Origin of the sequence: Dactylosporangium sp. CS-047395 (genome assembly GCF_050942185.1) — a bacterium.
In the GTDB taxonomy this organism is placed as follows: Bacteria; Actinomycetota; Actinomycetes; order Mycobacteriales; family Micromonosporaceae; genus Dactylosporangium.
In genome coordinates, this window is sequence record NZ_CP192015.1 from 5357764 (window position 1) to 5380642 (window position 22879).

The following is a 22879-nucleotide window of genomic DNA, read 5'->3' on the forward strand; positions in this document are numbered from 1 at the left end:
GCCGGTAACGAGCCGTTCACGGCCGGCGGTGGAGGCGTTCGGTGGCGATGGCGTCGGTCAGCGAGTCGAGGTCCTGCAGCGCGCCGCCGGTGAAGTCGATCGTCACGTCGTACCGCAGCTCGATCGCGTCGACCAGCCGGACGGTGGCCAGGGACGACACCCCCATGGCGAGGAACGAGCACCCGGCGTTCGCCACGTCGGCGGGGGACAGCAGGCCGTCCGAGGCCTCCGCGACGGCCGTGGTCAGCCAGGTGCGGATGCGGGTGCGGGCCGGGGTCTGGTCGGTCCACACCCGCTCGATGTGGTCCAGGCACTCGTCGCGGGTGCCGGTGGTGCCCTCGGCGATCCAGCCGGGCGGCAGGGCGTCGGCGGTGGACCAGACCGAGTACTGCTCGTCGGCGTTGCGGACGACGCGGTGGCTCATGAGGCGCTCCTGATGGCGAGGGCGGCGGCGTCCAGGCCGTCGTCGGTGGCGGTCGGGGATTCCAGCACGGCCAGGCCGACCAGGTCGTCGGCCAGGCCGTCGGCGACCTCGTCGTCGAAGCGGCGCAGGACCCGCAGGCCGGCCAGGGCGATGACGGCGATCGCCAGCGCGAAGGCGGCGAACATCAGGCCCAGGCCGCGGTTGGGGCCGGTGCCGAAGATCGGGCCCAGCGCGTCGGCCAGCGGGGCGCCGTCGTGGAGCAGGGGGCGGAACAGCTCCGCGCCGAAGGGAGCGACGATGCCGAAGCCCAGCGGCATGGTCGACCAGGCGATCAGGGTGTTGAGCGAGAAGACCCGGCCGTGCAGGCGCTGCGGGACCTTGACCTGGATGATCGTCGTGTACACGCCGTTGAGCAGGGTCAGCGCCAGGGCCATGCCCAGCGCGCCGGCGCCGATCAGGATCAGGTTCTCGCGCAGGCCGGTGAGCAGGGCGCAGGCGGCCAGGGCCAGGGTCGCGAGCAGTACGCCGAACATGCGGCGGTGCCGCGGGCCGCCCCACGCCGCCATGATCAGGCCGCCCAGGAAGACGCCGAGGGCGGAGACGAAGGAGATCTGGCCGACCTGGCGCAGGGTGGCGAACGACAGCACGAGCGGGGAGAGCATCAGGAAGACGGCGGAGAGCGGGATGTTCAGCACCGCGAACCACAGGAGCATGCGGCGGAAGTTCCGGTTGCCCCACACGTACCGGAAGCCGCCCGCGATTTCCGCTCGCAGGGTCTCGTGGCGGCGCCACGGCATGGTGGACGGGAAGCGGACGGCGAGGACGATGGCCACCGCGATGAGGTAGCTCGCCACGTCGAGGGTGAGGATGCCGCGCAGGCCGATGGTGGCCAGCAGGCCGGCGCCGAGCAGCGGGGCGAGCAGCTGGGCCAGGCCGGCGCCGAGCTGGCCGATGCCCGCCGCGTGACCCAGCAGCCGTTTGGGGACCAGCTGGGGTATCGCCGAGGTGTACGCGATGCGCTGGAACGCCAGGGCTATCGACAGCGCCACCGTCGCCGGGTAGAGGACGCCGACGCTCAGGTGGCCGGTCCACAGCAGCGCGGCCAGCACGCCCTGGACGCCGCCGGCGGCGAGATCGCCGGCGAGGACGATGCGGCGGCGGTCGTAGCGGTCGACGATGGCGCCGGCGATCGGGAGGGTCAGCAGGCCGGGTACGAGGCCCAGCACGGCGAACAGCGCGAACTGGGCGACCGAGCCGGTGGTCAAATAGATCCAGACCGGGATCGCGAACTCGGTGAGGGCCGAGCCGAGCATCGACGCGAGCTGGCCGGCGGAGACGGTGGCGAACCGGCCGAGGCTCGGCTGCGGGCCTGTGCGGACCTCGCGGCCGTGCGAGACCGCGTGCCGGTACCAGCCGGCAGCGGACGGGCCGTCGTCCGCGAACAGGTCGGCATCGATGATCGCGGCGATCTCGGCGGCGCGGTACTTCAGGAAGAAATGCCCCGCCTCCTTCAGCACCACCACCGCGCTGTCGTCGGAGAGGAAGTGCCACTCCCGGAAGCGCTCCTCGTAGAACTCCGTGGCCGGGTCCCGGGTGCCGACGATGGTGACGAACTTCGCCCGCAGCCGCTCGGCGCCGGCGGCGTACATCTCGGTGTAGTAGCGCTCGGCGTCGACGGAGTCGCGGCGCAAATTGCGCACGATGTGCCGGGCCTCGTCCGGGTCGAGGCCGCCCAGGTCGGCGCCGATCGACGTCAGCCAGTTGTGGTAGACGCGGTCGCCGCGCAGGCCCTCCATCCGGGCGATCCGGGACAGGGCGCGGGCCAGCCGGCCGCGGGGTTCGGCGAACGGGAACATCGCTCCGATGTAGACGGTCCGCACCTCGCGACCGGCCGCCTCCAGCCGCCTTGCGAGGGCGACGGCGAGCGCGGATCCGACGCCGCAATGGCCGTACAAACTCAGGGGCCCTCGGATGTTGGCGAGGATCTCGTCGACGCAGCGGTCGATGAGCGCGGCGAAGTCGAGCCGGTCCTCGATGACGCCCACGTCGTGGCCGGGGATCGCGACCGACCACAGTGCACAGTGCGCGGGCAGGGCGTCGGCGACCGGCTGGTACACCACGGCGCTGCCCCCGCCGAACGGCACGCACACCAGCGACAGGTCCGTGGGCCGGTCGGGGGTGAGGCGGCGGACCAGGGACCGCGGCTCGGTGGAGGGGCGGTCGATCAGGGCCGCCAGCTCGCGCACCGTCTTGTGCTGGAACAGGTCGACGACGCCGACCGCCGCGCCGGCCTTGCGCAGCCGGGCCGCCACCTGGGTGGCCAGCAGCGAGTGGCCGCCGAGGTCGAAGAAGTCGTCCTCGGCGCCGACCGACCGCAATTCCAGGACGGCGGCCCAAATGTCGGCGACGAGCCGCTCGGTCGGGGTGGCGGGCGCGGTGCCACCGCCCGCCGCGCGGACCGGGGCAGGCAGCGCGCGGCGGTCGAGCTTGCCGTTGGCCGACAGCGGCAGGGCGCCCAGCGGGACGATTGCGGCCGGAATCATGTAATCGGGGAGAATCCGCTTGAGCGCGGCGCGGTCCGGGGTTTCGCCCACCACGTAGGCGACGAGGCGCTGGTCGCCGGGGCGGTCCTCGCGGACGACGACCGCCGCGTCGCGCACGCCGGGCTGCTCGCGCAGGACCGCCTCGATCTCGCCGAGCTCGATGCGCTGCCCGCGGAGCTTCACCTGGCCGTCGATGCGGCCGAGGAACTCCAGGGTGCCGTCGGGGCGGCGGCGGGCGAGGTCGCCGGTGCGGTACAACCGGGAACCGGGTGGTCCGAACGGGTCGGGGATGAACCGTTCGGCGGTCAGCCGGGGCCGGCCGAGATAGCCCTCGGCGACCTGGACGCCGCCGATGTGCAGCTCGCCCGGGACGCCGACCGGCTGCGGCCGGAGCCGCTCGTCGAGCACGTGCAGGGTGGTGTTGGCGACCGGGCCGCCGATCGGCACCCGGTGCGCGTCGCCGAGCGCTTCGGCGGTGACATGCCAGGCGCTGACGTCGATCGCGGCCTCGGTCGGGCCGTAGAGATTGTGCAGCTCGGCCGGGAACGCGGCCAGGCAACGACGGGCCAGGTCGGCCGGCAGCTCCTCGCCGGAGCAGACGATCGCGCGCAGCGCCGCCCCGCCGTACGGCGTCTCCTCGGCCAGGAACACCGCCAGCATCGACGGCACGAAGTGCGCGACGGTGACGGCCTCGCGGTCCATCAGCGCCCGCAGGTAGGCGGCGTCGCGGTGCCCGCCCGGCTTGGCGAGGACCAGCCGGGCGCCGGTGATGAGCGGCCAGAAGAACTCCCAGACCGACACGTCGAAGCCGGCCGGGGTCTTCTGCAGCACCACGTCGCCGGGGCCGAGCCTGAACCGCTCCTGCATCCAGGTGAGCCGGTTGACGACGCCGCGGTGGCCGTTGGGCACGCCCTTGGGGCGGCCGGTGGAGCCGGAGGTGTAGATGACGTACGCGGTGTCGCCGGCCGAAACGGTGACCGGCTGCGTTTCGGCTGATTCGGCCGTTTCGGCCGACGCGAGCCACCCGGCCGACGCGAGCGACCCGGCCGACGCGGGCGACGCGAGCGTTCCGGCCGACGCGGGCGACGCGAGCGTTCCGGCCGACGCGGGCGACGTGGGCGACGCGGCTGACGCGGGCGACGCGTCTGACATTGGCGACGTGGGCGGCGCGGCTGACATTGGCGACGCGGGCGACATGGCCAACGCGGGCGACGTGAGCGATGTGGGCGACCCGGGCGACCCGGGCGACCTGGGCGACTTAGGCGACCTGGGCGACGCGGCCGGTTCGGCGAGTTCGGCCGGTTCGGCGGGAAGGTCCTCGTCGAGCGTCAGCACGGTCAGCAGGCCGGCGTCGGCGGCCATGAACGCCAGCCGCTCCTCGGGGTAGTCGGGGTCGAGCGGCACGTACGCGGCGCCGGTGCGCATGACGCCGAGCAGCGCGCCCGGCAGCTGCAGCGAGCGGGGCGCGCACACGCCGATCCGGGTCCCCGGCCCGGCGCCGATCGCCCGCAGCGCGGCGGCCACTCGCCCGGCGTAGCGGTCGAGCTCGGCGTAGCTCCAGGTGGCGTCCTCGAACGTCACCGCCGGCGCGTCCGGGGTGGCGGCCACCTGCGCGGCGAACAGGCCGGGCAGGGTGGCGTCGGTGTCGAACGGGGCCGCGGTCGCGTTCCAGCCGGCCGCGGCCGCGCGCTCCTCGTCGTCGCGCAGGTCGAGCGCGGCCACCGGGCTCAGCGGGTCGGCGACCGCCCCGCGCAGCAGCGCCACGAGCCGTTCGATCAGCCGGTGTACCGTCGCCGCGTCGAACAGCGCGCTGCTGAAGATGCACTGCCCCCACAGGCCGCCGCCGGCGCTGTCGCTGACGTACAGCTCGAGGTCGTACCGGGTCGCCCAGGCGCGGATCTCGTAGCCGTCGAGCCCGTCGCCGGTACCCCCGGATCCGTAGTTCTGCACGGCGAGCAAAGCCTGGAACAGCGGAGAACGTGACACGTCACGGGAAAGGTTGAGCTCGGCCACAACCTGCTCGAAGGGCGTGTCGGCCTCGGCCAGCCCGTTCAGCGCGGTCTCCCGCACCCGCAGCAGCAGGTCGGTGAAGGTCGGGTCGCCGCTCAGGTCGACCCGCATGACGAGCGTGTTGACGAAGCAGCCGATGACGTGTTCGAGCTCGGGGGCGCCGCGGCCGGCGACGGGGGAGCCGATGGTGAGGTCGGTCTGGTGCGCGTGCCGGCCGAGCAGCGCGGCGTAGGCGGCCAGCATCGTCATGTACAGCGACGCGCCGTGATTGTCGGCCAGCGCCCTGATCCCGTTGGCGAGCTCGGCGTCGATGGCGAACTCGATGCTGCCGCCGTCGTAGGTGAGCTCGGGCGGGCGCGGCCGGTCGGTGGGCAGGGCCAGGGGTTCGACCCCGTCCAGGCGCCGGGCCCAGCGGGCGATGTCGGGCGCGGGCCGGTCGCGCTGCCAGGCCGCGTAGTCGCCGTACTGCACCGGCAGGTCGGGCAGCGCGCCGCCGTCGTACGCGGTCATCAGCTCGCCCAGCAGCAGCGGCACCGACCACCCGTCGATGGCGATATGGTGCACGGTCAGCGCCAGGATCGCGTCGTCGGGGGCGAGCCGGACGAGCACGGCCCGCAAAGGCTGCTCGCGCGCCAGGTCGAAGCCGCGGGCGTGCAGCGCCTCGACGGCGACCCGGGCGGCGTCCTCACCGTCCACCTCGACGACGTCCAGTGCGACGGCCGGCTCCTCATCAACTTCCAGCGTCGGTACCCCGTCATCCCGCGCCGGGAACCGCGTGCGCAACGCCTCGTGCCGCCCGACGACGGTGCGCAGGGCGGCCGCCAGCCGGTCGGCGTCGATGGCCCGCCGGATCCGCCGCGCGACCGGGACGAGATAGGCGCGATTGCCGGGCGCGTACTGCTCCATGAACCACAGCCGCTCCTGCGCGAACGACAGCGGCGGCACCGTCCCGGCCGGACGGTTCGGCACGGTCCGCGTGACGGTCCGCCGCCGGAGCCGTTGCGCGAGGAGCGCCTGCCGGGTGTCGTCGACGGTCATCGAGCCTCCGCTTCCAAGAGTGCGGCGACCTCGTCGTCGCTGACGGCGGCCAGGTCATCCAGGAGCCCCAGCCGCTCCTGCGCGAACGATAGCGGCGGCACCGTCCCGGTTGGACGGTTCGGTACCGTCCCGGTTGGACGGTTGGGTACCGTCCCGGTTGGACAGTTGGGTACCGTCCCGGTTGGACGGTTGGGTACCGTCCCGGTTGGACGGTTCGGCACGGTCGGCGTCGCGGTCCGCCGCCAGAGCCGTTGCGCGAGGAGCGCCTGCCGGGTGTCGTCGACGGTCATCGAGCCTCCGCTTCCAGGAGCGCGGCGACCTCGTCGTCGCTCAGGGCGGTCAGGTCGTCCAGGAGCCGCTGTTCGACCGCGGCGGCCAGGTCGGCCAGGCGGCGGTGCGTGAACAGCAGGCGGATGGGCAGGTCGAGGTCGGTCAGCGCGCGCAGCCGGGCGGCGACGCGCACGGCGAGCAGGGAGTGCCCGCCGAGGGTGAAGAAGTCGTCGTCGACGCCGAGCCCGGTCAGGCCCAGCACCTCGCCCCAGACGTCGGCGACGAGGTGTTCGGCGTCGGTGCGCGGTGGCGTCGACGGGCCGGTGCGGGCGTCGCCGGGCGGGGGCAGGGCGCGGCGGTCGACCTTGCCGTTCGGGGTGAGCGGCAGCGCGTCGAGGGCGATCCAGCGGTCCGGCACCAGGTGGGCGGGGAGCCTGGCGGCGAGCCGGGCCCGCAGGTCGTCGACCGGGACGCTGCCGGCCACGTAGGCGAGCAGGGCGCCGTTGTGGGCGGTGACGGCCGCGCCGGTGACACCGGGGACGGCGAGCAGTGAATGCTCGACTTCGGCCGGTTCGATCCGGAACCCGCGTACCTTCAGCTGATCGTCGAGCCGGCCCGCGAAGGCGAGGTGGCCGTCGGGGCGGAGGCGGACGCGGTCGCCGGTGCGGTACCAACGCGTGCTTTGGCTTGTGATGAAACGGTCCCGGGTGAGGTCGTCGCGGCCGAGGTAGCCGCGGGCCAGGCCGGTGCCGCCGAGCAGCAGTTCGCCGTAGGCGCCGGGCGGGACCGGGTTGAGGGCGGTGTCGACGATCGCGGCGCGGACGCCGGGCAGTGGCACGCCGATCGGGGGCGGGGCGTCGGTGGCGGGCGGGCCGAGGTCGGTCGCGGTGGCGATGATGGTGGCCTCGGTGGGGCCGTAGGTGTTGACAAGGCGGACGGTGCCGCCGAACCGCTCGTGCCAGCGGGCCACGGCGGCCGCGTGGACCGCCTCGCCGCCGAGGATGACCAGCCGCAGCCCGGGCGGCCAGGCGACGGTGTCGATGGCGGTGACGAGGTCGTGCCAGTACGCCGTCGGCAGATCCAGCACGGTGACGCCGGCGAGCATTTCGGGGAGCGTGAGCGGGCCGTCCGGGAGCAGCCGCACGGTGGCGCCGGACGTCAGGGCGGGCCACAGCTCCTCGGCGTGCGTGTCGAATCCCAGCGGCGCGAACTGCACGATGGTGTCGCCGGGCCCGAGCCCGTATTCGCGCCGCATCCATGCGATCCGGGCCGCCAGGGCCTCGTGCCCGACGACGACGCCCTTCGGTTCGCCGGTGCTTCCCGAGGTGTACAGCACATACGCCGCCCCGTCGACGCGTGCGCCTTCGGCCCCGGCGGTACGCCCGGCGGGCTGGGCGGGGTCGACCGGCAGATAAGCCCCGCCGGCCCGCCAGATCGCCAGCATCGTCACGACGGTGTCGATGGTCCGGTGCGCGGCGACCGGCACGACCCGCCCGTCCGCGTCCATCGTCGCGGCGAGGGCGTCGGCCCGGCGGTTGAGCTCGCCGTACGTCAGCGACTCGGCCCCGCATCGCAGCGCGACCGCGTCCGGGTCCGGGAGACGCACCAATTCGGCCGCGAAAGGGGCCGGATCGTCCTTTTCCGAAGCGGCCAGTGCGTCGACCACGGCCGAGTCGTCGGGCGTCAGCAACGGCAGGTCGCCCACGGCGGCGGACGGGTCGTCGGCGATGCCCGCGCACAGCACCGCGAACCGGGCGGCCCAGGCCTCGACAGTCGCCGCGTCGAACAGGTCGGTGTCGTAGCCGAAGACGAGGGTCAGCCCGCCGTCGATCCGCCACGCCTCCAGCATCAGATCGAACTTCGACTGCTGGTAGCCGGACTCGAAGAAGGACGCGTCCAGGCCGGCGAAGGCCGGGGTGCCGCCCTCGTCCTGGGTGTGCAGGATGCACATGGTCTGGAACTTGGGCACCGGCGCATCGGGGTGCATGAGCGCGTCGAGCACCGACTCGCGGGCCCGGCCGAGCAGCCCGGTGAACGGCTCGCCGGCTGCAACCTGGTTGCGCAGCACGACGGTACGGGCGAAGTATCCGACGGCCCGCTCCAGCTCGACCCGGTCCCGCGCCGCCATCGTCGAACCGACCAGGATGTCGGTCTGCCCGGTGTGCCGGGCGAGCAGCACCTGATAGGCGGCGAGCAGCACCGCGAACAGGCTCGTCCGCTGCCGCCCGGCCAGCTCGTCCAGCCGCGCGACGACGTCGGCGGGCAGGCTCATCCCGTGGAACGCGCCCCGGTGCGTGGGCGCGGCGGGCCGGGGCCGGTCGGTGGGCAGATCGAGGACGGTCGGGTCGTCGAGCTCGACCGCCGCCGCGTGCCGCACGACGGGCACAGGCGGCAGCGGCGGCAGCGACTCGCCCGCATAGAGCGCGGCGAGGTCCTCCCGCAGCACGTTGAGCGACCAGCCGTCCCCGGCGATGTGGTGGACGATGAGGCACAGGACGTGGTCGCCAGCCCCGAGCCGCAGCAGCGACGCCCGCACCGGCGCGCCGGCCCGCAGGTCGAACGGCGCGTTGGTGCGCTCGGCGACGGCCGCCCGCGCCGCCGTCTCGGAATTGACGCCGAATTCCTCTAACGGCACGGTGGCCGGTCCCAGCGCGATCGTCGGATGGCCGTCGATCTCCGGATAGGAGCAGCGCAGCGCCGGATGCCGCGCGGCCAGGGCGTCCAGGGCCCGTCGCAGCGCGTCCCGGTCGAGCTCGCCGCGCAGGCGAAGGACGATGAACATGTTGTACGAGGCGTCGTGCGGGTCGAGCCGCTGCAGGAACCACAGCCGCCGCTGGGCTTCTGAGACCTCCGCAGTTTCGTCCGACTCCCCATCGACGGCCGTGAACTCGTCGTCCGGGAGCCGCGCCGCCAGGGCCTCGACGGTCGGGTGGTCGAACAGGTCGCGGACGGTCAGGCCGGGCAGCCGCGCCGCGACCTTGACGGCCAGCAGGGAGTGCCCGCCGAGGGCGAAGAAGTCGTCGCCGGCACCGACCTGAGGCGCCCCGAACACCTCCGCGAACACGGCGGCGACGCGGGCCTCGGTCGGGGTACGCGGCGGCAGGTACGCGGCGGCGGTCCGCGGCCGCGGGTCGGGCAGGGCGTTACGGTCGACCTTGCCGTTCGGGGTGAGCGGCAGCGCTTCGAGCACCGTGATGGTGCCCGGCACCGCGTACCCGGGCAGCGCAGCCCGGGCCGCGTCGCGCAACACCGCGGGGTCGAGGACGGCGCCGGGGCGGGCGGTGACGTACGCGGCGAGGGCGTCGTCACGGACCGCGGCCACGGCGGCGGCGACCCCGGGGCAGCCGGCGAGGACGGTCTCGACCTCGCCGAGCTCGACCCGGTGCCCGCGCACCTTCACCTGCGTGTCGAGCCGGCCGAGGAACTCCAGGACGCCGTCGGGGCGGCGGCGGACGCGGTCGCCGGTGCGGTACAACCGGGTGCCGTGTCCCCATGGGTCGGGAACGAACCGGTCGGCGGTCAGCCGCGGCCGGCGCAGGTAGCCGAGGGCCACGCCAGCGCCGGCGATGACGAGCTCGCCGGGCACCCCGGCCGGGACGGGCCGCAGTCGGTCGTCGACCACGTAGACCCGGGTGCCGGGAATCGGGCCGCCGATCGCGACCGCGGCCGGGGTCGCCGGGACGGGCCAGAACGTGGACCAGATGGTGGTCTCGGTCGGGCCGTACACGTTGGTGAGGCGGTCGACCTTGCCGCGCAGCTCCGCGGCGAGCTGCGCCGGGAGGGCCTCGCCGCCGACGAGCGCGGACGGCACGTCTTGGTTGAAACCGGCCGCAATGAGCATCCGCCAGCCGGACGGGGTGGCCTGCACGTCGGTGACGCCGTGAGCGGCGATGAGCGCGCGCAGGGCAGCGCCGTCGCCGGTCTGCGCGTCGCCGGCGATGACGACCCGGCCGCCGCGGCTGAGCGGCAGGAACAGTTCGAGGCCGGAGATGTCGAACGACAGCGAGGTGAGCGCGAGCCAGGTGCGCCCGTCCTGCGGGCCGAGGATGTCGGCCATGGCGGCGACGAAGGCGGCGAGCGCTCCGTGCGGCACCATGACGCCCTTCGGCTTTCCGGTGCTTCCCGAGGTGTACAGCACGTAGGCCGCTTCGTTTGGCTGCGTCGCGGGCCGCGCAACGTCGTCGTCGTCGGCGCCGTCGATGGGCAGCGCGGCCGTTCCGAACCGGTCGGCGGACGCGGGCTCGGTGAGCGCGTAGGCTGCTTCGTTTGGCTGCGTCGCGGGCCGCGCAACGTCGTCGTCGTCGGCGCCGTCGATGGGCAGCGCGGCCGTTCCGAACCGGTCGGCGGACGCGGGCTCGGTGAGCGCGTAGGCTGCTTCGTTTGGCTGCGTCGCGGGTCCCGCAACGTCGTCGGCGCCGTCGCCGTCGCCGTCGATGAGCAGCGCGGCCGTCCCGAACTGGTCGGCGAATGCGGGCTCGGTGAGGACGGTGGTGACGGCGGCGTCGGCGATGACGAAGGCGATCCGGTCCGCCGGATACGCCGGGTCGAGCGGCAGGTACGCCGCCCCAGCGCGCCACACGGCGAGCAGCGCGACCACCATCGCGGGGCCGCGGGACAGGGCGACGCCGATCAGCGGACCCCGCCCGCGCAGCCGCGCCGCGAGCCGGTCGACGGCGGCGTCCAGCTGTCCGTAGGTGAGCTCGGCCCCGTCGGCGCCGGTGACCGCGACGGCGTCCGGGGTGGCCCGGGCCCGATCCCGGAACAGGTCGGCGACGTGCGGGGTGGGCCGGCCGGGGCCGGTGTCGTTCCAGCGGGTCACGGCCTCGTCGCGCTCGTCGGCGTCGAACCAGGCCAGGTCGCCGATCGCGGTGTCGGGCCGGTCGGCGGCGTCGGCGAGCAGGACCAGCAGGCGGCGGACGAGCCGCTCGGCGGTGTCGGGGTCGAACAGATCGCGGTCGACGGTCAGCACGCCCAGCGCCGCCTCGGGGCCCTGGATCACGTCGAGGGAGAGGTCGGTGCGGGCCACGTCGAACGGGTGGTCCAGCAGCTCCGCGTCGAGGTCGCCGAGGCGCGGGCGGTCGTGGTCCTGCCGCAGATACATGAGCATGGCCTGAAACAGTGGAGTGCGGCTGCGGTCGCGCGGCGCGCCGACGGCCGACACCACCCGCTCGAACGGCGCCGGGTGGGTCAGGGCGCCGAGGACGGTCCGGCGGGCGGTCCGCAGCAGCGCCCGGAACGTGGGGTCACCGGACAGGTCGGTGCGCAGCACGAGGGTCTCGGCGAAGCAGCCGACGCGGTCGTTCAGGTCCGGGTCGTCGCGGCCGAGGACCGGCGTGCCCAGGCAGATGTCCTGCTGGCCGCTCATCCGGCCGAGCAGCACCGAGAACGCGGCGACGAGCGCGGTGTAGACGGTGGTGCGCTCGGCCCGGGCCACCGTTTCGAGGCGGTGCAGCAGGTCGACGGGCAGGTCGAAGACGATCGAGGTGCCGTGGCCGCGGCGCACCGGCGGGCGGGGCCGGTCGGTTGGCAGGTCGAGCACGGGAGCGCCGGCGAGGCGGTCGGTCCAGTATCCGAGCTCGGCCTCGTTGCGGGCCTTGTCGCGGGCCTCGTTGCTGGTCTCGTTGCTGGTCTCGTTGTGGGTCTCGTTCCGGGCCCTGTCGCGTGCCTCATCGCGTGCCTCATCGCGGGCCTCGTCGCCGGCCCCGTCGTTGGCCGCGTCCGGCAGCGGGGGCAGGTCGGCGAGTTCGCCGCCCCGGTACAGCACATCCAGGTCGCGGCGCAGCACCTGCAGCGACCAGCCGTCGGCCGCGAAGTGGTGGGTGACGAGCGCGAGGACGTGCTCGCCGGGGCCGAGCTCGATGAGCAGGCCGCGCAGCAGCGGGCCTTCGGCAAGGTCGAACGGCCGCGTGACGAACGTGGCGACCCGGGTGCGGGCGTCCTCGAGGCTGTCCGCGGCGGCGGACTCCAGCTCGACGGCCCGCAGCGTCTCGTGCCGCTGCACCAACGCGTCCAGCGAATGCGTGAGGGCGGCTCTATTCAGGGAGCCGCGCAAGTGCAGGACGATCGGCAGGTGGTAGGAGGCGTCGGCGGGGTCGAGCTGGTGCAGGAATAAGAGGCGTTCCTGGGCGGGGTTCATCGCGGCTCCAGCGCGGTCGCGAGGGCGGACAGGAAGCGGGCCGCGTCGCGGCCGTTGACGACCCGGTGGTCGTAGGCGAGGCCGGCCTGGACGACGGTTCGCGTGGCCGGGCGGTCGTCGTCGTCGAGGTACAGCTCCGGGCGCGGGGCGGTCACCGCGACGGCGCACGTCTGGCCGGGGAAGACGATCGGGATGGCCAGGCTCACATGCGCGTCGAGGTGCAGGGTCAGGGTGATGTTTGCGCCGTTGAGGTCGGCCTCGCGGAACGTGCCGCCGGCCGCCGCCACCCGGTGCCGGGTCAGGGTGCGGGCGATGTCGGCGAGCGTGGCGGTGCCGGCGTCGCGGACCACCGGCACGTAGAGGCCCTCGCCGACGTCGACGGTGACGCCGACGTGCGCGGCCGCGGCCGGATGCAGGGTCACGCCGTCGTCGTCGATCCGCGCGAAACACATCGGTTCGGCGGCGTGGACCCGGCCGATCGCGGCGACGAACAGCTCGGCCAGGCCGACCGGGCGCCGCACCGCGCGGGCCAGTTCGGGTGCCCGGGCCAGGGCGGCGCCGACGTCGACGGTCATCGCCGTGTAGGCGGCCGGGATGGTGGCGGCCGAGCGGCTCACCGTCCGCGCCACGGCCCGCTGGTTGCGCGACAGCACGTTGCCCTCGGCGGCAGTTGCGGCCGGTCCGCCGGCGAGGGTCTCGACATCGGCCCGGCGTACGATCGCCAACCCGAGCGCGGCGACCTGCTCCTCGCCGATGCCGAGTTCGGCCATGGCGGCGCGGGCGGGCGTGGTGATGGTGGGGCCGGTTTGCGCTTGTTGCGTGACGGCGGCTGCAATCGCGTCGCCGAGCTCCGTGCCGATTTCGTTGCCGATTTCCTCGCCGATGCCTAGCTCGGCTATGGCGGTGCGGGCGGGCGTGGTGATGGTGGGGCCGGGTTGCGTTTGTTGCGTGACGGCGGCGGTAAACGTGTCGCCGGTGGCGGCGATGACGGCGATGACTTGGCCGGGTTCGATGTCGGCGCCGCTCGGCGTGCGGTGGTGCAGCACGCCGGCCGTGGCCGCGGTCAGCTCCTCGACCGCCTTGGACGTTTCGACCTCGGCCACCGGCGTGCCCTCGGCGACCGGTTCGCCGTCCGGGGCCAGCCAGGCCAGCAGCAGGTAGCGGTCGTCGTTGGAGTTCAGCTTCGGTACCGCGAGTTCAGCCACGAACCGTCCTCACCAGCGTCTCGTAGATGGAGCCGGCGCTCACCAGCACCTGGCGCTCCAGGTGCGGCGCCGCCGGGACGACGGTGTCGGCGGCGTGCACGAGCGTCACCGGGGCCGCGACGTGCCGGGCCACCTCGGCGCCCCAGGTCCCGCCGGCGGTGCCGTCCTCCGCCACCACGACGGGGACGTGCGGCGGCAGGTCGAGGCGCACGGGGTACAACCGGGAAGGCACCACCAGCAGTCCGGCGATCTCGTCCTCGATGAGCAGCGTCCGCACCGCGGTCAGGGCGCGCTCGGCCATTCCGCCCGGCGCGACGACGACCACCGCCGGTCGTTCGCCGGTGCCGACGTGGGCCACGCCGTCGCGCACGTCGACCGAGAACGGTGCGGGCACCGCGTGCATCCGGCGGGTATACAGGATTTTGTCCTCGACGAAGACGCAGGGCCGCGCGAGGCTGAGCATCTCGGCGAAGACCTCGGCCGCGTCCCGGAAGGGCGTCATCTCGTACAGGCTGAGGCCGGGCACCCCGATCAGGTGCTTGGTCAGCGTCTGGCTGTGCGTCGGCCCGTAGCCCCGCCCGCCGCCGCTCGGGCAGCGCACGATGAGGCGCATCGGGAGGCGTTCGCCGTACATGGAGACGGATTTGGCCGCGAAGTTGACGAGCGGGTCGAGGCCCAGGGTCAGGAAGTCGGCGAACATGTACTCGACGATCGCCGTGTCCCCGGCCAGGGCCAGGCCGGCGGCGATGCCGGTGAGGGCCGACTCGCTGATCGGGGTGGACAGCACGCGGTCCGGGAAGGCGGTGGAGAGGCCCTTGGCGACCTTGAACGCGCCGCCGTACGGGTCGAGGAGGTCCTCGCCGATCAGGTAGGCGCGCTCGTCGCCGGCCAGGACGGTGTGGAGCGCGGCGTTGATGTTCTCGGCGACCCTCACCCGTGGGTCCATTCGGCGAGCGGCCGCGCGGACACCTCGGCGACGACCTCGGCGACGCGGTCCCGCTGGGCGCGGTCGAGCGCGGGGTCGGCGGCGGCGGCGGCCGGGTACCAGTCGGGCATGGCCGCGACCTGTTCGGCGGTGCGAGTGTCGTCGCCCTTGCTGTGCGGGCCGAGGCGGGGCACGCGGAACTCGGCGATCAGCGGCTCGCCCGCCCGGACCCGGGCGACGAGTGGGGCCAGCCCGGCCCGGATCCGCGCCGGGTCGGTGGTCGTGACGAGCGTGTGGGCGATGCCGAACGCGGCCGCCCGCCCGGCGATGGTGCCGGCCATCGCCCGCGCGGTCGGCGTGGACTGGGCGATGCCGTTGTGCTCGACGACGACCAGCAGTGGCAGCTGCCACAGGGCGGCGATGTTCAGCGCCTCGTAGACGGCGCCCTCGCCCCAGGTGCCGTCGCCGATGTACGCGCAGGCGAGCGCCCCGGGCCGCTGCCGCCGCAGGTGCAGCGCGAGGCCGGCCGCCACCGGGAGGCTCTCGCCCTGCACGCCGGTGGAGAGGTAGCCGGGGCGGTACAGGTGCTGGCTGCCGCCGACGCCCTGGCAGACGGCCCCCTTGCGGCCCATGATCTCGGCGAGGAGACCCTCCGGGTCGTCGAACCGGGCGAGGTAGTGGCCGTGGCCGCGGTGGTTGCTCAGCACGTGGTCGTCGGGTTCGAGCAGGCCGCTGACGGCGACCGGGACGTACTCCTGGCCGAGGCAGGTGTGCGTGGTCCCGGACAGCTCGCCCCGCGCGAACAGTTCCAGCAGCGCCGTCTCGAAGTGGCGGATGAGCAGCATCGCGGATGCGTCAGTCGGCGTCGGTGGCATGCACGACTCCGTTCACCGTGGGGTGGTCGAAGAACGTGTCGATGTCGACGTCGAGGCCGAGGGTCTTGCGCATCCGGGCGATGATCTGGGTCGCGGTGAGCGAGTCGCCGCCGAGGTCGAACAGGTCGTCGTCGGGGCCGATCTGCGGGTTGCCGAACACGTCGCGCCAGATCGCCAGGACCGCGGTCCGGGTCAGCAGGGCACACAGGTCCCGGGCGAGCCGCTCGGCGACCGGCGCGGCGGCGGGGGAGTAGCGCAGGCTCGCGGTGACGGTGGTGCCGTCGTCGACCGCTTGCAGCTGCAGGTCGCCGCGGACGCCGCCGGCGAAGGCGAGCCAGTCGACCTCGGCCGGTGCGCCGTCGAAGTGCGGGGTCTCGCCGAGGCGGCGGTAGCTGACCGAGACGGGGGCCAGGGCGGCGTGCGGCCTGATCCGGCGGACCGCCCGGGCGAGGGGGACCGCGCGGTGCGGGTACATCTCGCGCAGCTTGGTTCTCAGCTCGGTGAACGCCGCGCCCGGTTCGGAGTCGACGGGGAATTCCGTCGCGTACGGGCCGATGATGCCGGCCGGGCCGCGCTCCCTTGTGGACAGATCGACGCCGGTGGTGACGCGCGGGTTGCCGTACGCGGCGAGGGTGGCGTGCACCGCGGCCAGGAGCGTCTCGAACCGCGTCAGGCCCGGCAGGTCCGGCACGGGCGGGGTGAACCTGTATGCGTGACCGGGGCCGTGATCGCGGCCGGTGAGCTCCAAGCCGGCGACGACGAGCGGCTGCGGCTCGGACCAGCGGCCGGTCCAGAACTCCTCGGCCGCGGCGCGCCGCTCGGCCAGCCTGGCCGCGTCGGCCGCGAGGTCGTCGGCGGCGGTGGTGGGCAGCGGCTCCGGGACGGCGCCGGAGTACAGGGCGGCCAGGTCGCGCAGCAGCACCTCCTTGGACTGCCCGTCGAAGACCAGGTGGTGGGCGGTGACGACGAGGGTGCGGCCGAACAGCGCGAAGCGGATCAGCGGGCCCTCGGCGAGGTTGAACGGCCGCGCGATCTCCTCCTCGACGCTCTCGTCCGGTCCGGCGACCCGCAGGGCCGCCGGGAACGTGGCCGGGACGACGTAGGTGATCCCGTCGCGCTCGACGATCGCGCTGGACAGCAGCCCGTGCCGTTCGGCGACCGCGGCGCAGGACTTGGCCAGGAGCCCGGTATCGGGGTCGCGGGCGAACGTGACGACCAGCGGCATGTGGTACGCGGCGGGGGCGACACGGGCGGCGGCGAGCCACATACCGTGCTGTACCGCGGATGCCTGGATCATGTCAGGCTCCTTCGCAGGGATCGTTTGTCGACCTTCCCGCCCCGGTTGCGCGGCAGCTGGTCGACGGCGTGGACGCGGGCGGGGATCTCGTGCGGCGCGAGGCGCTCGGCCAGGAACGCGCGCAGCGCCGGCGGGGACAGCTCGGCGCCGCCGCGGACCACGACGACCGCGGCCAGCTCGACGCCGAGCACCTCGTGCGGCACCCCGACGACGGCGGCGTCGGCGACCGCCGGGTGCTCGTGGATGGCCGCCTCGATCTGCAGCGTCGACACCCGGTGGGCGCCGGTCTTGACCACGTCGGAGTCGCGCTCGACGAGGTACAGGTAGCCGTCGCCGTCGAGGTAGCCGGCGTCGCCCATCCGCACCCAGCCGTCGCGGAACGTGGCGCTCGCCGAGTCGTGCAGGTAGGACCGGGCCGGGGCGGGGGAGTGCATCCAGACCGCGCCGACCTCGCCGGGGTCGCAGGCCCGCCCGTCGTCGTCGAGCACGCGGACCCCGCCGCCGGCGATCGGCCGGCCGACGCTGCCGGGGCGCTCCGGGTCGTACGCCATCGCGGTCTGCGCCGGGGCGGCCTCGGTCGACGTGTAGTAGTTGACGATCGTCGCGTTGGGCAGCGCGGCCGCGAGCCGGGCGGCGACGGGTCCCGGCAGCGGCGCCGCGGCCGACCCGAGCAGCCGCACGCAGCCGAGCTCGAGGCCGTCGGCCACGGCGAGCAGTTCCATGGCCATGGCGGGGACGACGAAGACGGTACCGGCGGACCATCTCGTGATGGTGCGGGCGAACCGCAGCGGCGTGAACACCGGCAGCGTCACCACGGCCGGGTGGGCCAGCAGCGCGTTCAGGAGCATCACCTGGGCCGCGTTGGTCCCGATGGCGAACGCGTGCAGCAGGTGCCGCGAGTGCCGGAACGGCCGGTGCCGGGCGCCCGCCCCGAACGTCACGTTGGCGTGGCTGGCGGCGACCCCCTTGGGCCGGGCCGTGGTGCCGGACGTGTACAGGATCTGGGCCAACCCGTTCGGCGCCGAACGGTCGTCGGGGACCTCGCCCGCGGTTCCGGTGCTCTCTTCCAGGAGGCGGACCGCCCCGCAGTCGGCGAGTACGTGCTCCACCTCGGCCGGGGCCGCGTCGGCGGCGATCGGCACCGCGACCGCTCCCAGCCGCTGCACCGCCACGTACGCCACCGCGTAGTCGAGCCAGTTGCCGGCGGCGAACCGCAGCCCGACCCGGTCGCCCGGCCCCACGCCGTCCTCGTGCAGCCGTCCCGCGAGGTTTGCGGCCCGGCGCTGCCATTCCCCGAAGCTCAGCGCCCCGACCCCGTCCACGACCAGGGCCTCGCGGTCCGGCTCCGATAAGGCCCGGTCAGCGAGGAGACGTGGAACCGTCGTGGGCACCCCGTGCAAAACCACGGCGCCAGGGTTGCACGGCGCACTCATGTCTTGCAATATTTCACTTCATCGACTTTAGAAACATGACGGGACCGCGAATGAACTCGACTCGACGCGGGCCGCTCACGTGCGCGCAACGTGAGTGGTTCCTGGACGTCGGCATCGACGCGGACACCCCGTGGTCCCACGCCGCCAACTTCACGGGCGTCCTGCACGGCTCGGGCTCCCGCGTCGACGACGTCCGGGCCGCGATCGCCGCCGTGTTGTCGCGCCACGAGGGCCTGCGCACGCTGCTGCCCGTACGGTCGGATGGCCTGCGTGAGCAGCACGTGCTCCCGGTGGCGGAGCGCCTGGACGAGATGGTGCGCATCGCCCCGCCGGGCTCCGACGCCCTCGCGGAGGCGGCCGCGACCCCGTTCCGCCTGTCGGAGCAGCCACCGGTCCTGTTCGTCCTGGAATCGACGGGAGGCGCTGTCGCCCGGATCGGCATCGTCATCGACCACGCCGCGGTGGACGGCTGGGGCATGCGGGTCCTGCGGACGGACTTCTTGCAAGCTTTGCGCGGGCGTGGGGCGTTCACCGATTGGCCGGTACCGGAGCAGCCTCTGGAAACCGCTTCATGGGAGGCCTCGGCTCCGGGCCGGGCGTATGCGGAGCGGGCGGAGTCCCACTGGCGCCGCCAACTCACCGCGTTGCGTGACGGCCTGTCGGACTGGCGGCCGCCTGGTGGCGCGCCGGTCGCCTCGCCGGTGCTGCAGTCCCGCTGGCTGGCCTCGGCGCGTGCGGCCCGATCCGCCGAGTCCGTGGCGAAGCGGACGGGTGTACCGGTTTCGGCGGCCTACCTGACCGCGTTCGGCTCGGCTATCGGCGAGGTGGAGGGCTCGCCGTGCGCCGGGATCCGCGCGCTGGCGGCGAACCGGCTGTCGGCCGGAACGCAGGCGTCGGTGCGCAAGGCGGTGATGCCGGTGCCGGTGCTCGTCCCGCGCGGAGCTGACCTGGCCGTGACGGCCGGGAACCAGTTGCACGGGCAGCGGTTCGCCAACCTCGATCCGTACCGGGCCGCTGCGTTGGACCGTGAGATTCTGGGTGAGCTGGCCGCGACGGGTGCGACGGCGGCGCGGTTCAACTACATCGATGCGTCGATCGTGGGGAGCGCCGCGAACAGCCGCTCACTGGGCGCGGAGGCCATTCCGTTCACGGATCCCGCGGTGCAGGACCGGGTGATGGAGCAGCCGGACCGCCCTGGAGGCTCGCGCTACATCCTCAACGTGCAACACCGCCCGGGCGCGGCGTTGCTGACTCTCGCCTGCCACCGGGACACGACGTGGGCCCCGGCGGCCGCCGACATGCTCCGCCACATCGAGGACGCCCTGATCCGCGCGAGTTGAAAGGCGTTCAGGCCGGCGGCCGCAGACGCCAGATCGCGGCCAGGCATGCGGCATCGGCGATCGCCAGCGGGATCAGGGGTGGCCATGGCCCGGTGGACGGCATCTCCCGTATGTACAGCCCGTCGCACGGATTCGAGGCCGGATAGTGGACCAGCGACCGTCCGCCCATGTGGATGTCGCGCGGTTCGGGTTCGGAGCCGGAGTCCACTGTGGACTTGCATGTGCGGCCGGCCCGTGTGACGAACCGGACGTCGTACACCCGTCGGCCAGGGTAGTCCGCTTGGATGGCGGTGATCTCGGCGTCGGCGGTCGATCCGCGAGCGTCGTTGACGGCACGCCAGCCGCCGAGGATCAGCCCGGCGGTGAACCCGAGTGCCACGAACGCCAGGACGATGCGGGTGGTGCGGCGATTCGTACGACGGCGTGTCGTGGGCACGCGCCGATCATAGGCCCGTGGTGCTGCGGCCGGGTGCCCCCGCGCGCGGAATCGCCGTGCCGCCGACCGGTGGCGGGCTATGCCCGTTTGAGCTCGGCGCTGGGCAGCAGGACGTTCGCCCCGCCGACGTGCAATTCCATGTACACGTGGGTGGCGTCCGCGCCGTCGTCGATGTCCGGGCCCGTGACGAGCCGGACGGTCTGTCCTGCTGGCACGTTCACGCCGGCCACGCCGCCGACGACGCGCTCGAGCGCCGACTCCTGTGGGTTGCAGGTGCCGCGCCAGAGGTCGCGTCCGCGAGCGTCGCTGATCGCGCACACGTGGCGTACCGAAATCATCTCGGTTCTGTCGTGGGCGTTCTGCACGGTGAACGTGACGTCGAGCCGGGTGCGCGAGAGGGTGACCCGCTCCAGCGTCACCGTGGCGGTCCCGACGGTCGCCCTGACCGGCGCCGCGAGATCGGCCACGATCCGTTCGTTCCACCAGGAGTACGCGCGAAGGCTTCCCACGCACACGCCGACGAGCGCTAGGCACGTCAGGAGCATCCCGGCCCGGAACGATATCGACGGAAGGGCCCACCGCCAGGAGAGCCGCGCCCGATACGGGTCGGGGCTGCGGTCGACGCGGGCGACGACCACGCCCAGGGCGACGGCGACGGCCAGTCCCGTCCACGCGACGGCCGGCGGCAGCCGGATCTGATCCTCCAGCGATCCGGTGAGCAACGCGATGGCCACCGCGAGGAGCGCAGTCGCCACCGTCAGCCCGAGACTCCGCATGGCGTCAGTGTCGCAGCGGTCCGCCACGTGCGGGACGGGCCAGGCCGTCGAATGTTCACTCACGGGCATTCAATCGATACCCATCGTAGTCTCGGAGTATGGCTGGACGCATGCTTGTCGCGGCTCTGCTCGTAGCCGGCCTGGTGGTCTATCCACTGGAGCCCGCGGCCGCCGTGGCGCCGTTCACCGTCGGCGCCACCACCTCCGTCAGCGATACCGTCGGCAGCGGCAACACCTGCGCCGGCTTCCTCGATGAGCGGGCCCACCTCGGGCCGCTCGCCATCCGCCGGGTGTTCACCGCGAACGGCTCGCCGCCGAACGCCGACGCGGTCAACTGCCAACTGGTGCAGGGCGGCACCCTCTGGTACTCGTTCAAGACCTCCTGCACCCCGGCCGGTGTGGCCGCGGGGCTGTGCGACGGCGAGATCGCGACGATCGCGGCCGCGATGCCGTCCGGGAGCTACCTCACGTACTTCCACGAGCCCGAGGACGACATGACCGGCGTGCAGTTCGTCGCCGCCTTCACCCGGGTCTACGTGCTGGCGAAACTGACCAACCCGGCCGTCAAGGTGGTGCCCGTCTACATGTCCTACCAGTGGCGCCCCGGCTCGACGAAGGTCACGAACAACGGCACCGGCGGCGACCGCGAGGTGCAGGACTGGATCGTGCCGTCCGGCTATGCCGACGCGTACGGCTTCGACCTCTACTGGCAGGCCAGCACCCGCGGCAGCGAGCCCGACGACCCGGTCAGCGTCGGCCTCGATCCGCGCATGATTCGCTGGTACGCCGCATTCGGCGCCCTCGGCCGCCCGCTCGCCCTCGCGGAGTGGGGTATCGACGACGATCAGGGTGTGCGGGCGTCCCGCGGCCCGGGCGATCCGCGCCTCGCGCACCTGGCTGGCGACCCACGGGTTCACGGTCATCTGCTACTGGCAGCACGACAACTGGTACCTCGGCTCGTCCACGGTCCCGCCCGGCGGCTACGCCGACCCGGACGGCGTGGCCGCCTACAACGAGCTCACCGCGCCCTAGTGTCCTGAGTCGTTAAATCGTCGTCAGTGGGTACAGGTGTGTTATGCCGTTGCCGACAGCAGTACCGATCGTGCTTACTGATGACGAGCGAGAGCAGTTGCTAGCGTGGTCGCGTCGTCCCTCGAGTGCGCAGGCCCTGGCGTTGCGGTCTCGGGTGGTCCTTGCCTGCGCGGCTGCCGGCGGGGCCGCGAACGGGCAGATCGCCGAGGAACTCGGCGTTTCGCGTAGCACGGTGACGAAGTGGCGGAACCGGTTCGCCGGTGATCGGCTCGACGGCCTGCTGGACGAGCCGCGGCCCGGCCGGCCCCGCACGATCGCCGACGCTGATGTAGAGCGGGTGATCACCACAACCCTCGAGACGACACCGAAGGACGCCACGCACTGGTCGACCCGCTCGTTGGCTGCTGAGGTCGGTCTGTCGCAGACCGCGATCTCACGGATCTGGCGGGCGTTCGGATTGCAGCCGCACCGGCAGGACGCGTGGAAACTGTCGAAGGACCCGCTGTTCATCGACAAGGTCCGTGATGTCGTCGGGCTGTACCTCGATCCGCCGGAACGCGCCGTGGTGTTGTGCGTGGACGAGAAGTCGCAGATCCAAGCACTGGACCGCACCGCCCCGGTCCTGCCGATGCTGCCCGGCACCCCGGCCCGCGCCACCCACGACTACGTCCGGGCCGGCACCTCAAGCCTCTACGCCGCCCTCGACCTGGCCACCGGCCAGGTGATCGGCTCCCTCCATGCCCGGCACCGCGCGATCGAGTTCAAGAAGTTCCTCCAGACCCTCGACCGGCAGGTCCCGGCGGACCTGGACGTGCACGTGGTGCTGGACAACGCCTCCACCCACAAAACCCCGACCATCAAGCGCTGGCTGACCGCCCACCCGCGGTTCGTCCTGCACTTCGTCCCGACCAGCGCATCCTGGCTCAACCTCGTCGAACGCTGGTTCGGGGAACTGACCACCAAGAAACTCCAACGCGGCACTCACCGCACCGTCCGCGCCCTCAACACCGACATCCGCGCCTGGATCGAGGCCTGGAACAACAACCCAAAGCCCTATGTCTGGACCAAGACCGCCGACCAGATCCTCGAATCCATCGCCCGCTACTGCACACGCATTAACGACTCACGACACTAGCGGG

General features: G+C 73.3%; 14 protein-coding genes. 3 read left to right on the forward strand and 11 right to left on the reverse strand.

Annotation, left to right across the window (positions count from 1 at the left end; all coding sequences use genetic code 11):
* Positions 1-16 precede the first annotated feature (16 nt).
* From ACQP00_RS25215 to ACQP00_RS25255, 9 genes are read right to left on the reverse strand one after another with little or no spacing between them, the layout of a single operon-like run.
* Positions 17-424: an MbtH family protein gene (locus ACQP00_RS25215; RefSeq protein ID WP_433223093.1), complete on the reverse strand. Its 408-nt coding sequence runs from the start codon at positions 422-424 to the stop codon at positions 17-19.
* Positions 421-6015, reverse strand: coding sequence for an amino acid adenylation domain-containing protein (locus tag ACQP00_RS25220; protein WP_433223095.1), 5595 nt, complete (start codon positions 6013-6015; stop codon positions 421-423). Before ACQP00_RS25220 ends, ACQP00_RS25215 begins: the two co-directional genes overlap by 4 nt.
* Positions 6012-6305, reverse strand: a complete 294-nt coding sequence (locus tag ACQP00_RS25225) for a hypothetical protein (protein WP_433223097.1) — start codon at positions 6303-6305, stop codon at positions 6012-6014. The genes ACQP00_RS25220 and ACQP00_RS25225 overlap by 4 nt, the downstream gene beginning before the upstream one ends.
* The gene (locus ACQP00_RS25230; RefSeq protein WP_433223099.1) at positions 6302-12421 is read right to left on the reverse strand and encodes an amino acid adenylation domain-containing protein; all 6120 of its coding nucleotides are present in this window, start codon (positions 12419-12421) and stop codon (positions 6302-6304) included. The genes ACQP00_RS25225 and ACQP00_RS25230 overlap by 4 nt, the downstream gene beginning before the upstream one ends.
* Positions 12418-13626, reverse strand: coding sequence for a 2-oxo acid dehydrogenase subunit E2 (locus ACQP00_RS25235; protein ID WP_433223101.1), 1209 nt, complete (start codon positions 13624-13626; stop codon positions 12418-12420). The genes ACQP00_RS25230 and ACQP00_RS25235 overlap by 4 nt, the downstream gene beginning before the upstream one ends.
* Positions 13619-14560 carry an alpha-ketoacid dehydrogenase subunit beta gene (locus tag ACQP00_RS25240; RefSeq protein WP_433223103.1) on the reverse strand — a complete coding sequence of 314 codons (942 nt, stop codon included), beginning with the start codon at positions 14558-14560 and terminating at the stop codon, positions 13619-13621. Before ACQP00_RS25240 ends, ACQP00_RS25235 begins: the two co-directional genes overlap by 8 nt.
* On the reverse strand, positions 14557-15426 hold the full coding sequence (locus tag ACQP00_RS25245; protein WP_433223105.1) for a thiamine pyrophosphate-dependent dehydrogenase E1 component subunit alpha: 870 nt from the start codon (positions 15424-15426) through the stop codon (positions 14557-14559). Before ACQP00_RS25245 ends, ACQP00_RS25240 begins: the two co-directional genes overlap by 4 nt.
* Complete coding sequence (locus tag ACQP00_RS25250; RefSeq protein WP_433223107.1) at positions 15407-16723, reverse strand: condensation domain-containing protein; 1317 nt, start codon at positions 16721-16723, stop codon at positions 15407-15409. Before ACQP00_RS25250 ends, ACQP00_RS25245 begins: the two co-directional genes overlap by 20 nt.
* Entirely contained in the window at positions 16720-18129 is a 1410-nt protein-coding gene (locus ACQP00_RS25255; RefSeq protein WP_433223109.1) for a class I adenylate-forming enzyme family protein, read from the reverse strand. The genes ACQP00_RS25250 and ACQP00_RS25255 overlap by 4 nt, the downstream gene beginning before the upstream one ends.
* A gap of 77 nt (positions 18130-18206) precedes the next feature.
* On the opposite strand from ACQP00_RS25255, the gene ACQP00_RS25260 reads away from it, so the two are divergent.
* Positions 18207-19496, forward strand: coding sequence for a condensation domain-containing protein (locus ACQP00_RS25260; protein WP_433223110.1), 1290 nt, complete (start codon positions 18207-18209; stop codon positions 19494-19496).
* 7 nt (positions 19497-19503) lie between these two features.
* On the opposite strand, the gene ACQP00_RS25265 is transcribed toward ACQP00_RS25260, so the two are convergent.
* Both ACQP00_RS25265 and ACQP00_RS25270 read right to left on the reverse strand, forming a co-directional pair.
* Positions 19504-19875, reverse strand: coding sequence for a hypothetical protein (locus ACQP00_RS25265; protein WP_433223112.1), 372 nt, complete (start codon positions 19873-19875; stop codon positions 19504-19506).
* A 134-nt stretch (positions 19876-20009) separates the two neighbouring features.
* Positions 20010-20708 carry a hypothetical protein gene (locus ACQP00_RS25270; protein ID WP_433223114.1) on the reverse strand — a complete coding sequence of 233 codons (699 nt, stop codon included), beginning with the start codon at positions 20706-20708 and terminating at the stop codon, positions 20010-20012.
* A gap of 110 nt (positions 20709-20818) precedes the next feature.
* Between ACQP00_RS25270 and ACQP00_RS25275 the strand changes: the two genes are divergently transcribed.
* Entirely contained in the window at positions 20819-21748 is a 930-nt protein-coding gene (locus ACQP00_RS25275) for a hypothetical protein (RefSeq protein WP_433223116.1), read from the forward strand.
* A gap of 35 nt (positions 21749-21783) precedes the next feature.
* Positions 21784-22875 carry an IS630 family transposase gene (locus tag ACQP00_RS25280; RefSeq protein WP_433207943.1) on the forward strand — a complete coding sequence of 364 codons (1092 nt, stop codon included), beginning with the start codon at positions 21784-21786 and terminating at the stop codon, positions 22873-22875.
* Positions 22876-22879 lie beyond the last annotated feature (4 nt).